At 75.2% G+C, this 16,820-nt stretch carries 4 protein-coding genes; all 4 read left to right on the top strand.

What is annotated here, in order from left to right; all coding sequences use genetic code 11:
- Positions 1–10 precede the first annotated feature (10 nt).
- The 4 genes from sbnA to ACFV61_RS01355 all read left to right on the top strand — a co-directional run bounded on the left by sbnA (position 11) and on the right by ACFV61_RS01355 (position 16,668).
- Positions 11–1,048 (top strand): 2,3-diaminopropionate biosynthesis protein SbnA, encoded by a 1,038-nt coding sequence (sbnA, locus tag ACFV61_RS01370; RefSeq protein WP_063348730.1) that lies wholly within the window; start codon positions 11–13, stop codon positions 1,046–1,048.
- A gap of 118 nt (positions 1,049–1,166) precedes the next feature.
- Positions 1,167–9,128: an amino acid adenylation domain-containing protein gene (locus ACFV61_RS01365; protein ID WP_380489398.1), complete on the top strand. Its 7,962-nt coding sequence runs from the start codon at positions 1,167–1,169 to the stop codon at positions 9,126–9,128.
- Entirely contained in the window at positions 9,125–16,414 is a 7,290-nt protein-coding gene (locus ACFV61_RS01360) for an amino acid adenylation domain-containing protein (RefSeq protein WP_380489396.1), read from the top strand. Before ACFV61_RS01365 ends, ACFV61_RS01360 begins: the two co-directional genes overlap by 4 nt.
- 50 nt (positions 16,415–16,464) lie before the next feature.
- Complete coding sequence (locus tag ACFV61_RS01355) at positions 16,465–16,668, top strand: MbtH family protein (RefSeq protein WP_063348727.1); 204 nt, start codon at positions 16,465–16,467, stop codon at positions 16,666–16,668.
- Positions 16,669–16,820 lie beyond the last annotated feature (152 nt).

The following is a 16,820-nucleotide window of genomic DNA, read 5'->3' as shown; positions in this document are numbered from 1 at the left end:
GGAGTCTCCAGTGCCGGTCATTTCCGCGTCGCACGAATTCGAGGTCAGCGACCTCTTCGTGAATCTGCAGCCGTTCTTCGGGCACCGTCTCTTCCTGAAAGTCGAAGGGTTCAACTTCGCCGGGTCCATCAAGCTGAAAGCGGCCCGGGAAATGGTCGCGCAGGCCGAGGCGGCGGGCGTCCTCGGCCCCGGCTCGACCCTGGTGGAATCCTCGTCCGGGAACATGGGCGTCGCCCTGAGCGTGCTCGCCGCCAGCCGCGGCTACAAGTTCATCTGTGTCACCGACTCTCGCTGCAACGAGGTCACCCGCCGCACCATGGAGTCGTACGGCGCCGAGGTGCACCTGATCACCGAGCCGCACGAGACCGAGGGCTTCCTCGGTGCGCGGATCCGCCACGTCAAGGCGCTGCTCGCCGCCGACGAGAAGCGGGTCTGGCTCAACCAGTACCTGAGTCCGGGCAACTGGATGGCGCACTACCGGACCACCGCGCCGGCCATCGCCCGCCAGTTCCCGGACCTGAACGTGCTGTTCATCGGCGCGGGCACGACCGGGACGCTGATGGGCTGCGCCCGGTACTTCCGCGAGCGGCGCCCCTCGGTGCGGGTCGTCCCGGTCGACAGCGTCGGCTCGGTCACCTTCGGCGCCCCGCCGGCCACCCGGCACATCCCGGGCCTGGGCACCAGCGTGCGGCCCGCGCTGCTGGACGAGTCGCTGGTGGAGCGGGCGGTCCACGTCGAGGAGACCGACACCGTCCGCACCTGCCGCGAACTGATGCGCGGCGGCTTCCTGTTCGGCGGCTCCACCGGGACGGCCGTCAGCGGCGCGCTGCGCTGGCTGAACGAGCACTACGGCGACGGCGCGGGCGGCGTGCGCGAGCGGGTGACCGCCGTGACCATCTCGCCGGACCTGGGCGAGCGCTACATGGACACCGTCTACCACGACGAGTGGGTGCGCGGTTCGGTCGGCCCGGAGGGCCTGCTGCCCGGGGTCGAGCACCGGGGCCTCGGGGCGGGCGTCGCCGCCGGGCTCCAGACCGTGTCCGGCTGACCGGTCCGCCGGGGGCGGGGCCTGCGGGGTCGGAGCCGGCGGGGTCGGGGCCGGCGGGGTCAGAGGGTCGAGAGTTTTCAAGGCGGGGCTGAGGCTGAGAATGACGGAGAGCAAAGCAGTGACGACAAACCGGAACGCTGTCCTTCCGCTCACCGCGGCACAGGCCGAGATCTGGTTCGACGAGCAGTTCGCCGCCGGGCCGCTGGCCTACAACATGGCGGACTACATCGATCTGCGCGGACCGCTCGACGCCGAGCTGCTCGGACGGGCGCTGCAACGCCTCGGCCACGAGGCCGAGGGGCTGCGGGTGCAGTTCGTCGAGGAGGACGGCGCCCCCGGCCAGATCATCCGCCCGCTCGCCCAGCTCCCGCTCAAGACGCTGGACTTCAGCGGCGAGGCGGAGCCCTCGGCGGCCGCCGAGCGGTGGATGCGGGCCGACCACGCCGACCCGATGAAGGTCACCGACTTCCCGCTGTTCCGCGGCGCGCTGATCAGGCTCGCCCCGGAGCACCACCTGCTCTACCTGTGCATGCACCACATCCTCGCGGACGGCTTCAGCCGCTCGCTGCTCTACCCCAAGCTGTCCAGCGCCTACACCCGGCTGGCCGCCGGCGAGGGCCCGGCCGAGCTGGACGCCGACGCCATGCCGGCCTTCCACCGGCTGCTGGACGCCGAGCGCAAGTACCTCGACTCGTCGATGGTCGAGAAGGACCGCGCCTACTGGACGGACCGCCTCACCTCCGACCGGCACGGCGCGGTGCCCGAGCTGGTCTCGCTCTCCGAGCAGGAGCCGGCCCCCGGCCGGGTCGCGCTGCGCGAGACCGCCCGGCTCTCCCCCGCGACCACGGCCGCGCTGCACGCCCTCGCCCAGGACGGCAAGGTCACCATGCCGGTCCTGATGGTCGCCGCGATGGCCGCCTACACCCAGCGCGTCACCGGGGTCGCGGCGCCGCTGCTCACCCTGCCGGTCACCGGCCGGGTCGGCGCGGTCAGCCGCGAGATCCCCGGCATGCTCGCCAACTACCTGCCGCTGGCCGTCCGGGTGCGCCCGGAGATGACCCGCACCGAACTGCTGCGCGCGGCCTGGGTCGAGGTCGCCGGCACGCTGAAGCACCAGCGCTACCGCGGGGACAAGGTCCGCCGCGACATCGGCCTGCGGATCGACGACCAGCGCGCCTTCGGCCCGTTCATCAACGTGCTCAACCAGGACCCGGAGCTGGCCTTCGGCGACTGCCGCGGGGTCGTGGTCAACCTGTCCACCGGCATCGTCAAGGACCTCATCATGACGGTCCTGAACGCGGACGACGGCACCGTCGAGATCCACCTCGACGGCAACCCCGAGCTGTACGAGCCGGCCGAACTCGCCACCCACCTCGCCCGGTTCGAGACCTTCCTCGGCACCCTCGCCACCATGCCCGCGGACCGTCCGCTCGGCCAGGTGGGCCTGGGCGCGACCGGCGAACCGCTCGGGCTGCTCGGAGCCTGGGATCCGGCCACCGCCGCCGACCAGGGCCTGGTCGAGCGGGTCCGCGCCGTCGCGGCCGGTACGCCCGACGCGGTGGCCGTGGCCGACGGCGCCGAGCGGATCGACTACCGCGAACTGGTCGCCCGCGCGGCGGGCCTGGCCGCCCGGCTGACCGCCGCCGGGGTCACCACCGGCTCGGTGGTCGCGATGTTCGCCGAGCCCGGCGTCCCCTTCGTCACCGGTGTGCTGGCCGTCCAGGCCGCCGGCGGCGCCTACCTGCCGCTCGACCCGACCGCCCCGGCCGCCCGCAACACCGGGCTGCTGGAGGACGGCGGCGCCCGCCACCTGCTGGTCGGCGCCGGGTACGAGGAGCAGGCCGCCGAGCTCACCGCCGGGGCGACCACCGCCCTGCCGCTGGCCGACCCGTCCGACTCCACCAGCGGAGCCGAACTCGCCTCTGTCGGAGGCGAGTTGGACCTGGCGTACGTGATGTTCACCTCGGGCTCCACCGGCAAGCCCAAGGGCGCGATGGTGCAGCGCTCCGGGATGATGAACCACCTCTGGGCCAAGGTCGGAGACCTCGACCTGGCCGCCGGGGAGGGCGTCGTCCAGAACGCGCCGCTCACCTTCGACGTGTCGGTGTGGCAGATGCTCGCCCCGCTCATCGTCGGCGGCACCGTCCGGGTCTCCGGCACCGACATGGCCGCCGACCCGGCCGCCCTGTTCGGCATGGCCCGGGACGAGAAGATCGCCGTCCTGGAGGTCGTCCCCTCCCTGCTGCGCGCCGCCCTGGACGCCTGGGACACCGAGGGCGATGCCCCCGAACTCCCGGACCTGCGCTGGCTGATGGTCACCGGCGAAGCCCTCCCCGCCGACCTCTGCCACCGCTGGCACGCCCGCCACCCGCACATCCCGATGATGAACGCCTACGGCCCCACCGAGTGCAGCGACGACGTCACCCACGCCGTCATCCGCGCCGGCGACACCCTCACCGCCCGCGTCCCCATCGGCACGGCGGTGCGCAACACCCGGCTGTACGTCCTCAGCGACGAACTCCAGCCCGTCCCCGTCGGCGTCCCCGGCGAGCTCTACATCGGCGGCGCCGGAGTCGGCCGCGGCTACCTCCACGACCCCGCCCGCACCGCCGCCACCTTCATGGCCGACCCCTACGCCGGACCTGGCACCCGGATGTACCGCACCGGCGACCGCGTCATCCAACGACCCGACGGCCAGCTCGAATTCATCGAACGCCGCGACCACCAGGTCAAGATCCGCGGCCGCCGCGTCGAGACCGGCGAGATCGAAGCCGTCATCCGTTCGCTGGAGACCGTCGCCGACGCCGCCGTCGCCGTCCTCCCCGACGCCTCCGGCAACCCCCGCCTCATCGGCTACCTCACCGGCCCCGGCGTCGACCCCGCACAGGTCCGGGCCGAACTCTCCCAACTGCTGCCCGGCTACATGATCCCGGCGTCCTGGCTCGTCCTCGACACCATGCCGCTCACCCCCAACGGCAAGCTCGACCGCAAGGCCCTGCCCAAGCCCGCCCTCGGCGAGCAGGACACCCTCCGCAGCCCCCGCACCGAGCGCGAGCGGGTCCTCTGCGACATCCTCGCCGAGGTCCTCGGCACCGGCCGGGTCGGCATCGACGAGGACTTCTTCGCCCTCGGCGGCGACAGCATCCGCTCCATCCAGGTCGTCAGCCGGGCCCACAAGGCCGGGCTCACCCTCACCACCCGCGACATCTTCACCCACAAGACCGCCGCCGCCCTCGCCCGGGTCGCGGGCGGCGCCGACCCCACGGCGGCGACCGCGCCCGCCGAGGACGCGGGCGGCACCGGCCCGTACGAACTCACCCCGATCATGGGCCAGTTGCACGACGACACCACCAGCCTCACCGGCCCGGTCGTCAAGTACAGCCAGCACGTGGTCGTCCGGGTCCCCGCCGCCCTGGACGCCGAACTGCTCGACGCGGCCCTGCACACCCTGGTCGACCACCACGACGCGCTGCGCACCCGGGCCACCGAACCCGCCCCCGGCCTGTGGCACCTGGAGGCGCTGGCCCCCGGCGCGCTCGCCGGCGTCCGCCTGGTCGCCACGGCCGAGAACGGCGCCGGCAGCGGCGCCGACGACCAGGACGCCCTCGGCTTCGCCGAGCGGCAGGCCTCCGCCGCCCGCGCCCGGCTCGACCCCGCCGCCGCCGTGATGATCCAGGCCGTGCTGATCGGCGCGGCCCCCGGCGCCGACACCGCCCTGCTGGTGCTCTCCGCCCACCACCTGGTCATCGACGGCGTGTCCTGGCGGATCCTGCTGCCCGACCTCGCCGCCGCCTGCGAGGCGCTGGCGGCCGGCCGCACCCCCGCCCTCGACCCGGTCGGCACCTCCTACCGCGCCTGGTCCCAGCTGCTCGCCGCGCAGGCCCGCACCCAGGTCCGCGGCCCCGAACTCGCCCTCTGGCAGTCGATCCTGACCGGCCCCGACCCGCTGGTCGGCACCCACCGACTCGACCCCGAGACGGACGTCTACGGCACCCAGCGCACCCTGCGCCTGGAGCTCGGCCCCGAGGTCACCGGCCCGCTGCTCACCGACGTCCCGGCGGCCTTCCACGCCGAGGTCAACGACGTCCTGCTGACCGGCCTCGCCCTCGCCGTCGCCGACTGGCGCCGCCGGCACGGCCGCGCCGACTACGCCCAGACCCTGATCGAGCTGGAGGGCCACGGCCGCGAGCAGCTCAGCGACGGCCTCGACCTGTCCCGCACCGTCGGCTGGTTCACCAGCGCCTTCCCGATGCGCCTCGACCCCGGCACGCTCGACTGGGACGAGCTCTGGGCCGGCGGCCCCGCCCTCGCCGCCGCCCTCAAGCGGATCAAGGAGCAGCTGCGCGCGCTGCCCGACCGCGGCGTCGGCTACGGCCTGCTGCGCTACCTCAACCCGCACGCCGCCCGCGCCCTGGCCGGCCACCACAAGCCGCAGATCGGCTTCAACTACATGGGCCGCTTCGACGCCCGCGAGGCCCGCCTCTGGGAGCCGGCCGGCGGCGACGGCGTGGTCGGCACCGGCGCCCACCCCGGCATGCCGCTGCCGCACCTGCTCGACGTCACCCCGGCCACCGAGGACCGGCACGACGGCCCGCACCTGATCGCCAACTGGTCCTGGGCCGGCCGGACCGTCGCCGAGGAGGACGCCCAGGACGTCGCGGCCACCTGGTTCCGCGCCCTCGAACTGCTCGCCCGGCACGCCACCGCCCCCGGCGCGGGCGGCCGCACCCCCTCCGACCTGCCGCTGGTCGCCCTGGCCCAGGACGAGATCGAGGAGTACGAGGCCGAACTCGCCCAGGCCGGCACCGCCCTCGCCGACGTCCTGCCGCTCACCCCGCTCCAGCAGGGCATGCTCTTCCACGCCGACTACGACACCGCCGCCGGCAGCGACGCGGACGCGGTCGACGTCTACACCCTGCAGATCGTCGCCGACATCGAGGGCGACCTCGACGCCGACGCCCTGCGCGCCGCCGGGCAGACCCTGCTCGACCGGCACCCCAACCTGCGCGCCGCCTTCCGCGCCCGGGCCACCGGCGAGCCCGTCCAGGTCATCGCCCAGCACGCCGAACTGCCCTGGCTGGAAGCCGACCTGACCGACCTGCCGGAGCCCGCCCGGGCCGCCGAGCTGAACCGCATCACCGAGGCCGAGCGCACCCGCCGCTTCGACCTCGCCGCGCCGCCACTGCTGCGCTTCGCGCTCGTCACCCACGGCGAGGGCCGGCACCGGTTCATCTGGACCAGCCACCACATCCTGGTCGACGGCTGGTCGATGCCGCTGCTCGTCCGCGAGCTGTTCGCGCTCTGCGCGCCCGGCGCGGACGTCGCGCTGCTGCCCGACCCGGCCCCGTACCGCTCGTACCTGGCCTGGCTGACCGCGCAGGACCGCACGGCCGCCCGGGCCGCCTGGCACGGGGTGCTGGCCGACATCGACGAGCCCACCCTGCTCGTCCCCGCCGACCCGAGCCGCCTCCCGGCGCTGCCCGACGCGGTGCTCGCCGAGGTGCCGCGCGAGCTGACCGCCGCGCTCGCCGGCTGGGCCCGCACCCAGGGCCTGACCGTCAACACCGTGGTGCAGGGCTGCTGGGCGCTGCTGCTCGGCCGGCTCACCGGCCGCCAGGACGTGGTGTTCGGCGCCGTCACCTCCGGCCGCCCGGCCGAGGTCCCGGACGTCGAGTCGATGATCGGCATGTTCCTCACCACCGTGCCGGTCCGGGCCCGGCTGCACCCCGGCGACACCCTCGCCGAACTGCTGCACGCCCTCCAGGACCAGCAGACCGCGCTGCTCCCGCACGAGCACCTCGGGCTCGCCGCGATCCACCAGGCCGCCGGCCTGTCCGGCGAGGTCTTCGACACCGTGGTGCTGTTCGAGAACTTCCCGCTGGACGAGAACGGCCTCGACACCGGCGTCGCCGACGGCCCGCGCATCGTCCGCACCGAGGCCCTGGACGCCCGGCACCACCCGCTGAGCCTGGTGGTCCACCCCGGCGACAGCCTGCACCTGCGGCTGGACTACAACCCCGGCCTGTTCGGCCGGGCCGAGGTCGAGCGGGTCGCGGCGATCTTCCAGCACCTGCTGCGGACCGTCGCCGAGCGGCCCGGACTGCCGCTCGCCCAGGTCGACGTGACCGGCCCGGCGGACCTCACCGGCACCGGCACCCCCGGCGAGCTGGGCGGACTGCTCGGCGCCTGGGACCCGTCGATCCCCGAGGAGAGCCTCGGCGTCGTCGAGCGGGTGCGCGCCGTCGCCGCCCGCACCCCCGAGGCCACCGCCGTCACCGACGGCGCCGGCTCGCTGACCTACCGGGAGCTGGTCGAGGCGGCCGGCGGCCTGTCCGCGGGCCTCGCCGAGGCCGGTGTCACCACCGGCTCGGTGGTCGCGATGCTCGCCGAGCCCGGCGTCCCGTTCATCACCGGCGTGCTGGGCGTGATCGGCGCCGGCGGCGCCTACCTGCCGCTCGACCCGGCCGCCCCCGCCGCTCGCAACACCGGGCTGCTGGAGGACGGCGGCGCCCGCCACCTGCTGGTCGGCGCCGGGTACGAGGAGCAGGCCGCCGAGTTCGCCGCCGCCGTCCAGGGCGGGCCGGTCACCGTCATCGGCCTGGAGCAGGCCGCCGGCGCGCGGGCCCTGCCCGACTGCGTGGGCACCGGGCTGGACCTGGCGTACGTGATGTTCACCTCCGGCTCCACCGGCAAGCCCAAGGGCGCGATGGTCCAGCGCTCCGGGATGATGAACCACCTCTGGGCCAAGGTCGGCGATCTCGACCTGGTAGCCGGGGAGGGCGTCGTCCAGAACGCGCCCCTCACCTTCGACGTGTCGGTGTGGCAGATGCTCGCCCCGCTGGTCGTCGGCGGCACCGTCCGGGTCTCGGGGACGGAGATGGCCGCTGATCCGGCCGCCCTGTTCGGCATGGCGCGGGACGAGAAGATCGCCGTGCTGGAGGTCGTGCCCTCGCTGCTGCGCGCCGCCCTGGACGCCTGGGACACCGAGGGCGACGCCCCCGAACTCCCGCACCTGCGCTGGCTGATGGTCACCGGCGAGGCCCTTCCGGCGGACCTGTGCCAGCGGTGGCACGCCCGCCACCCGCACATCCCGATGATGAACGCCTACGGCCCCACCGAGTGCTCCGACGACGTCACCCACGCCGTCATCCGCGCCGGCGACACGCTCACCGCCCGCGTCCCCATCGGCACCGCCGTCCGCAACACCCGGCTGTACGTGCTCAGCGACGAACTCCAGCCCGTCCCCGTCGGCGTGCCCGGCGAGCTCTACATCGGCGGCGCCGGAGTCGGCCGCGGCTACCTCCACGACCCCGCCCGCACCGCGGGCACGTTCATGGCCGACCCCTACGCCGGACCCGGCACCCGGATGTACCGCACCGGCGACCGCGTCATCCAACGACCCGACGGCCAGCTCGAATTCATCGAACGCCGCGACCACCAGGTCAAGATCCGCGGCCGCCGCGTCGAAACCGGCGAGATCGAAGCCGTCATCCGTTCGCTGGAGACCGTCGCCGACGCCGCCGTCGCCGTCCTCCCCGACGCCTCCGGCAACCCCCGCCTCATCGGCTACCTCACCGGCCCCGACGTCGACCCGGACCGGATCCGCCGTCAACTGGCCGAGCTGCTGCCCGGGTACATGATCCCGGCGTCCTGGCTGGTGCTGCCCGCCATGCCGCTCACGGCCAACGGCAAGCTCGACCGCAAGGCCCTGCCCAGGCCCGACCTGGGGGACCAGGAGGAGGCCCGCGCGCCGCGCACCGAGCGCGAGCAGGTGCTGACCGAGATCCTGGCCGAGGTCCTGGGCACCGGCCGGGTCGGCATCGACGAGGACTTCTTCGCCCTCGGCGGCGACAGCATCCGCTCCATCCAGGTCGTCAGCCGCGCCCGCAAGGCCGGACTCACCCTCACCACCCGCGACATCTTCACCCACAAGACCGCCGCCGCCCTGGCCCAGGTCGCCGAGGAGCAGGAGCAGAACCCCGCCGAGCCCGCCCCGACGGAGCCCGAAAGCAGTCTGATCGCCCTGTCCGACGAGGAACTGGCCGATCTGGAATTCGAGTTGAATGAGGAACTTTCGTGACGACCGCCCCCAGAACCGGGTCGAAGATCAGCGAAGTACTTCCGCTCTCCCCCCTCCAGCAGGGGCTGCTGTTCCTGTCCTCGTACGACCAGGCCTCGCCCGACCTGTACACCCTCCAGTTCGTCGCGGAGATCGACGGGCCGGGCGCGGGTGACGGCGAGCAGCTCGCCGCCCGGCTGCGCGCGGCCTCGGCCGCGCTGCTGCGCCGGCACCCCAACCTGCGGGCCTGCTTCCGCAACCGCAAGACCGGCGAGCCCGTCCAGGTCGTCCTCAAGGAGACCGAGGTCGAGCCGCAGTGGCAGCTGCACGACCTCACCCACCTGCCCGAGGCCGACCGGGAGGCGGAGGCGCAGCGGCTGACGCGTGAGGACCGGCTGCGCCGGTTCGACCTGGCGCGGCCGCCGCTGATGCGGTTCACCCTGATCCGGCTCGGCGCGGGGCACCACCGGTTCCTCTGGTCGGTGCACCACATCGTCATGGACGGCTGGTCGTTCCCGCTGGCCGTCCGCGAGCTGGTGCTGCTCGGCGACGAGGCGGGGGCGGCGGCGCTGCCCGCGCCCGCGCCGTACCGCTCGTTCCTGACCTGGCTGAACGGCCGCGACCGGGCCGCCGCGCGGGCGGCCTGGGCGCAGCTGCTGGACGGCCTGGACGGGCCGGTCCGGGCGCTGCCCGGGGCCGGCGACGGCGACTCCCTCGAACTGCCGTCGCTCGTGCGGGGGTTCCTGTCACCGGAGCGCACCGCGGCGCTCGCTGGCTGGGCGCGCGGCCGGGGCCTGACCCTCAACACCGTGGTGCAGGGCTGCTGGGCGCTGCTGCTCGGCCGGCTCACCGGCCGCGAGGACGTGGTGTTCGGGTCGGTCACCTCCGGCCGCCCGGCCGAGGTCCCGGACGTCGAGTCGATGATCGGCCTGTTCGCCAACACCCTGCCGGTCCGCGCCGATCTGCGCCCGGACCAGCGGGCGAGCGAGCTGTTCGAGGCGCTGGCCCGCCAGCAGCTCGCGATGATGCCGCACGAACACCTGCCGCTCGCCGAGGCGCAGGCCGCCTCCGGCGTCCAGGGCGAGCTGTTCGACACCGTCCTCGCCTTCCAGAGCTACCCGCTGGACGAGGCCGCGCTGTTCCGCGAGTCGGGCGGCACCGTCAGCTCCGCCCAGGTGCTCTCGGCCACCCACTACCCGCTGAGCCTCACCGTCTTCCCCGGCGAGCGGCTGAACCTGCACCTCGCCTACCGGCCCTCGGCCTTCGCCGAGGCCGCCGAGCACACTGACGCCGCCGAGGACCCGCAGTCGTCCGCGCAGCGCGTCCTGGACCGGCTGGTCCGCGTCCTGGAGCAGGTCGCCGACGACCCGCAGGCCCCGCTCGCCCGGCTCGGCGCGCCCGAGCCCGCCGAACTGGCCCGCATCCTCGGCGAGTGGAGCGGCGCCTCGGCCGCCCCCCGGGAGCCCGCGCGGCGCGCCACCGTCGCGGAGCTGTTCGCCGAGCAGGCCGCCCGCACCCCGGACGCCGTCGCGGTCACCGCCCCCGGCGAGGCCGCCCTCAGCTACCGCGAGCTGGACGAGCGGGCCAACCGACTCGCCCACCTGCTCGCCGCCCGCGGCGCCGGCCCGGAGAGCCTGGTGGCCGTCGCGCTGCCGCGCGGCGTCCAGCTGATCGTCGCCGTCCTGGCCGTCCTCAAGGCGGGCGCGGCCTACCTGCCGCTGGAGCCCGGCCACCCGGCCGACCGGATCGGCTACACCCTGCGCGACGCCCGTCCGGCGCTGCTGCTGACCGCCGGCGGCGTGCTGCCCGAGCCGCCCGACGCCCCGGACCTGCCGCGCCTGGACCTGCCACGCCTGGACCTGGACGCCCCGGAGACGGCCGCCGCGCTGGCCGCCCACCCGGCCACCGCCCCGGACACCGCGGCCTCCCCCGAGCACCCGGCCTACGTCATCTACACCTCCGGCTCCACCGGCCGCCCCAAGGGCGTCGTGGTGCCGCACCAGAACGTGGCGCGGCTGCTGGAGGCCACCGACGACTGGTTCGGCTTCGGCCCCGGCGACGTGTGGACGCTGTTCCACTCCATCGCCTTCGACTTCACCGTCTGGGAGCTGTGGGGCGCGCTGCTGCGCGGCGGCCGGCTGGTCGTGGTGCCGTACGACGTGTCGCGCTCCCCCGACGCCTTCCTGGACCTGCTCGCCGAGGAGCGGGTGACCGTCCTCAACCAGACGCCGTCCGCCTTCTACCAGCTGATGCGCGCCGACGCCGACCGCCCGCGCCCGCTCGCCCTGCGGACCGTGGTGTTCGGCGGCGAGGCGCTGGACATCGGCAAGCTCACCGACTGGTACACCCGGCACGCCGACGACGCGCCGCGCCTGGTCAACATGTACGGCATCACCGAGACCACGGTGCACGTCTCCTACCAGGAGCTGGACGCCCCGACGGCCGCCGCCGGCAGCGGCAGTGTGATCGGGCGCGGCATCCCGGACCTGCGGGTCTACCTGCTCGACGGCGCCCTGCAGCCCGTCCCGGCCGGCGTGCCCGGCGAGCTGTACATCACCGGCCCCGGCCTGGCCCGCGGCTACCTGCGCCGCCCCGACCTCACCGCGGCCCGCTTCGTCGCCTGCCCGTTCGAACCCGGCGGCACCCGGATGTACCGCACCGGCGACCTCGGCCGCTGGCGGGCCGACGGCACCCTGGAGTACCTGGGCCGCGCCGACGAGCAGGTCCAACTGCGCGGCTTCCGGATCGAGTTGGGCGAGATCGCGACCGTCCTCGGCCAGCACCCCGCGGTCGCCGAAGCGGCCGTGATCGCCCGCGAGGACCGGCCCGGCGACCAGCGCCTGGTCGCCTACGTGGTGCCCCGCGACAGCGCCGACCCGGCCGGGCTGCGGGAGTTCGCCGCCGAGCGGCTGCCCGAGTACATGGTCCCGGCGGCCGTGGTCCCGCTCGCCGCGCTGCCGCTGACCGCCAACGGCAAGCTCGACCGCCGCGCCCTGCCCGCCCCCGCGTACACCACCTCGGCCCGCAGCCCGCGCACCGCCGAGGAGGAGCAGCTCTGCGGCGTCTTCGCCGAGGTGCTCGGACTCGACCGGGTCGGCGTCGACGACGACTTCTTCGCCCTCGGCGGCCACTCGCTGCTCGCCACCCGGATCGTCAACCGGGTCCGCGCCGAACTCGGCGCCGAACTCCAGGTGCGGGACCTCTTCGAGGCCCCCTCCCCCGCCCGCCTCGCCGAACGGCTGGCCGCCGCCGCACCCGGCCGCGCCCCGCTCGCCGCCGGGCCGCGCCCGGCCGTGCTGCCGCTGTCGTACGCGCAGCAGCGGCTCTGGTTCGTCGAGCACCTGGGCGCACCCGGCGGGCTGTACGCCATCCCGCTGGCGATCCGCCTCTCCGGGCGGCTCGACACCGCCGCCCTGACGGGCGCCCTGCACGACGTGGTCACCCGGCACGAGGCGCTGCGCACCGTCTTCCCGCAACACGCCCCCGCTGAGGCCCCCGAGACCACCGGCAGCGGACCGGCCGAACAGCGGGTGCTCGCCCCGGCCGAGGCCGCCGTCCCGCTCCCGGTGAGCGAGACCACCGAGGCGGGCCTGCCCGCCGCCCTCGCCGCCGAGGCCGCGCGCGGCTTCGACTTGGAACACCACCTCCCGCTCCGCGCCCGCCTGTTCCGGCTCGGCCCGGACGAGCACGTGCTGACGATCGTCCTGCACCACATCGCCGGCGACGGCTGGTCGCTCGCCCCGCTCACCCGCGACCTCACCGCGTACTACCGGGCCCGGGTGGCCGGCCGCCCGGCCCAACTGCCGCCGCTGCCCGTCCAGTACGCCGACTACGCCCTGTGGCAGCGCGGACTGCTCGGCGCGGAGGACGACCCGCAGAGCGAGCTCACCCGCCAACTCGGCTACTGGAGCGAGACCCTGAAGGGCCTGCCGGAGGAACTGGCGCTGCCCTTCGACCACCCGCGCGGCACCCGGGCCGAGCACCGCGGCGACGTCGTGCGCACCACCGTGCCGCAGCCGCTCAGCGCCGAGCTGCACCGGCTCGCCGCCGCCTGGGGCGTCAGCGCCTTCATGCTGCTGCGAGCCGGACTCGCCGCCCTGCTCACCCGGCTCGGCGCGGGCACCGACATCCCGCTCGGCAGCCCGATCGCCGGCCGCACCGACGAGCGGCTCGACGAGCTGGTCGGCATGTTCGTCAACACCCTGGTGCTGCGCACCGACACCTCCGGCGACCCGGGACTGCGCGAGCTCGCCGAACGGGTCCGGGCCTACGACCTGGCTGCCCACCAGCACCAGGACGTGCCCTTCGAGAAGCTCGTCGAGGTGCTCAACCCCGAGCGCTCGATGGCCCGGCACCCGCTGTTCCAGGTGATGCTCGGCTTCCAGCAGGCCGGCCCGGCCCCGGCGCCCGAGGACGACCCGGAGCTCGCCGTGACCGAGCAGCCGGTGCCCGTCCGGACCGCCAAGTGGGACCTGTTCTTCCAGCTCACCGAGCAGGCCGGCGGCGCGCTCGCGCTCGCCGTCGAGTACCGCACCGACCTGTTCGAACCCGCCACGGCCCGCCGGATCACCGACGCCTACCTGCGGCTGCTCGCCGCCGCCCTCGCCGAGCCCGCCCGGCCGCTGTCCCGGCTGGACCTGCTCGGGCCCGAGGAGGAGGCCGAACTGCTCGCCCTCGGCACCCACCGGGCCGGCACCCCGCGCAGCACCCTCACCGCCCTGGTGGACCGCCGGATCGCGGCCACCCCGGACGCGGTCGCGCTGGTCCACACCGAGCCCGGCCGCCCCGAGCGGCTGCGGCACACCAGCTACGCCGAACTGGACGCCGAGGCCAACCGCCTGGCCCACCTGCTGACCGCGCGCGGCGCCCGCCGGGGCGACCTGGTGGCGCTGCGCCTGGAGCGCGGCCCGGCCGTGGTGAGCACCCTGCTGGCGATCGCCCGCACCGGCGCGGCCTACCTGCCGATCGACCCGTCCTACCCCGACGAGCGGGTCCGCGACATGCTGGCCGACAGCGGCGCCCGGCTGCTCGTCACCGAACGCTCCCTGGCCGAACGGGAGCTCCCCGCCGGGGTCGTCAAGCTGCTCCTGGACGCCCCCGAAACCCTGGCCGACCTGGCCGACCGGCCCGTCACCGCCCCGGTGCCCGCCGCCCCGATCGACCCCGACGACCTGCTGTACGTCATCTACACCTCCGGCTCCACCGGCAAGCCCAAGGGCGTCGCGGTCCCGCACCGCGCCGCCGTCCGCCTGGTCCTGGGCCTGCCGGAGCTGGCGCCGACCGCCGCGGACACCTTCCTCTACTTCGCGCCGGTCGCCTTCGACGCCTCCACCTTCGAGATCTGGGGCGCGCTCGCCCACGGCGCCCGGGTGGCGGTCCACCCGCCCGGCCCGGCCGACCCGCAGGCCCTGGAGTCCTTCCTGGCCCGCGCCCGGGTGAGCGTCGCCTTCCTCACCACCCAGTTGTCCAACACCATCGCCGACACCCGGCCGCGTGCCCTGGCCCCGCTGCGGGCGCTGCTCACCGGCGGCGAGGCGCACTCCCGCGACCACCTGGACCGGCTGCGGGCCGCCCTGCCGGACACCACGGTGTTCAACGTGTACGGCCCCACCGAGACCACCACCTTCGCCACCGGCCAGGACCTCGGCCGCGCCGAGGGCACCGTCCCGATCGGCCTGCCGATCGGCGACACCCGCGCGTACGTCCTGGACGAGGCGCTGCGGCCGGTGCCGCGCGGCGTGGTCGGCGAGCTGTACCTGGCCGGCGAGGGCCTGGCCCGCGGCTACCTCGGCCAGCCCGCGCTGACCGCCGCCCGCTTCACCGCCTGCCCGTTCGGCGCGCCCGGGGAGCGCATGTACCGCACCGGCGACCTGGTCCGCTGGGACCGGCACGGCCGGATCGAGTACGTCGCCCGCGCCGACCAGCAGGTCAAGATCCGCGGCTACCGGGTCGAACTCGGCGAGATCGAACGGCTGCTGGCCGAGCACCCGGCCGTCGCCCGGGCCGCCGTCCTGGCCCCCGCCGACGCCGCCGGCCAGCGCCGCCTGGTCGCCTACCTGGTGCCCGCCGACGGCCGGCCGACCCCCGGACCGGCCGAGTTGCAGGGCCACCTGGCCCGCTCGCTGCCCGGCCACATGGTGCCGGAGAGCTACACCGCACTGCCGGAACTGCCGCTGAACGCCAACGGCAAGCTGGACGTCAAGGCCCTGCCCGCCCCCGCGGCCACCCCCTCGGCCCGCGCCCCGCGAGCGCCCCGCACCGAGCCGGAACGGCTGCTCTGCGCCGCCGTCGAGGAGGTCCTGGGCACCGGCCCGGTCGGCCCCGACGACTCCTTCTTCGCCCTCGGCGGGGACAGCCTGAAGGCGATCCGGCTGGTCAACGCGGCCGGCCGGGCCGGGCTGCCGATCAGCCTCGGCGCGGTCTTCGAGCACCGCACCCTGGAGGCGCTGGCCGCGGCCGCCGCCACCGGGGGCGGCGCGGTCGACCTGCTCGGGCCCGTCCTGCCGATCCGGCCCACCGGCGGGCGGCCCCCGCTGTTCTGCGTGCACGGCGGCCTCGGCTTCGCGATCCCGTTCGCGGCGCTCGCCGAGCACCTCGACCCGGAGCAGCCGGTCTACGGCCTCCAGGCCCGCGGCCTGTCCGACGACGGCCCGCTGCCGACCGACCTGGGCGACGTCGCCGAGGAGTACCTGGCCCGGGTGCGCGCCGTGCAGCCGCACGGCCCGTACCACCTGCTCGGCTGGTCCTACGGCGGCGTCGTGGCGCACGAGATGGCCGTCCGGCTGCACGCCGCCGGCGAACAGGTGGCGTTCCTGGCCAACCTGGACGCCTACCCCGACGACGCCCTCGGGGCCCGGCCCAGCGACGCCGAGTTCCTCGCCGACTTCCTGGCCGAGGCCGGGGTCGACGCGGCGGAGCCGGAACGGCTCACCCCGCAAGGCGTCGCCGCGCACCTGGCCCGCACCGAAGGCCCCCTCGCCGCGCTCGAACCGGGTACGCTGGAACGGCTGCTGGGGGTCATGCGGAACAACCTGGAGCTGTTCCAGCGGTTCACCCCGGGCCGCTTCGACGGCTGCCCGATGACGCTCTTCGTGGCAGTCGGCGGCGACACCCGCCCCACCCCGGAGGAGCGCGCCCTCAAGGTCAAGAGCTGGGAGCCGCACGTCGGTTCCGCCGTCCTCGCGCACGACGTGGACAGCGGGCACCAGCAGCTGCTGCAACCCGCACCGGCGGCGGCGATCGGCGCGGTCGTCGAACACGCCCTCGCCGCCCTGGCCGCGAGCCCGACCGGCACCCCGACCACCTGACGCCCGGTCAACCCGGCACGTCCCGCGATCCCGAGATCTGGAGAACAGTCATGGCGAACCCCTTTGACCGCGAAGACGGCACCTTCCTCGTCCTCGTCAACGCGGAGGGGCAGCACTCCCTGTGGCCGTCCTTCGCCGCCGTCCCGGAGGGCTGGTCGGTGACCCTGGAGGCCACCGACCGGGCCACCGCCGTCGCCCACATCGAGGGCAACTGGACGGACATGCGCCCGCTCAGCCTCCAGCAGCAGGGCTGACCGGCCGGGCCCGCGCCCGGAATCCGGAAGAACGCCGCCGGACGGCTCCGACCCCGCCGCCCGCCGCACCCCCAGGGCCATCGCCCCCCGGTGCGGCGGGGGGGCGGATTTTGCCCCGGCACCCGAACCACCCGGGCCACGGCCACCCCCCC

The sequence above is a fragment of the Kitasatospora sp. NPDC059817 genome, assembly GCF_042731835.1.
GTDB lineage: Bacteria > Actinomycetota > Actinomycetes > Streptomycetales > Streptomycetaceae > Kitasatospora.
Note: the sequence above shows the minus strand (reverse complement) of the source record. Positions and strands in the feature narration are given on the sequence as shown.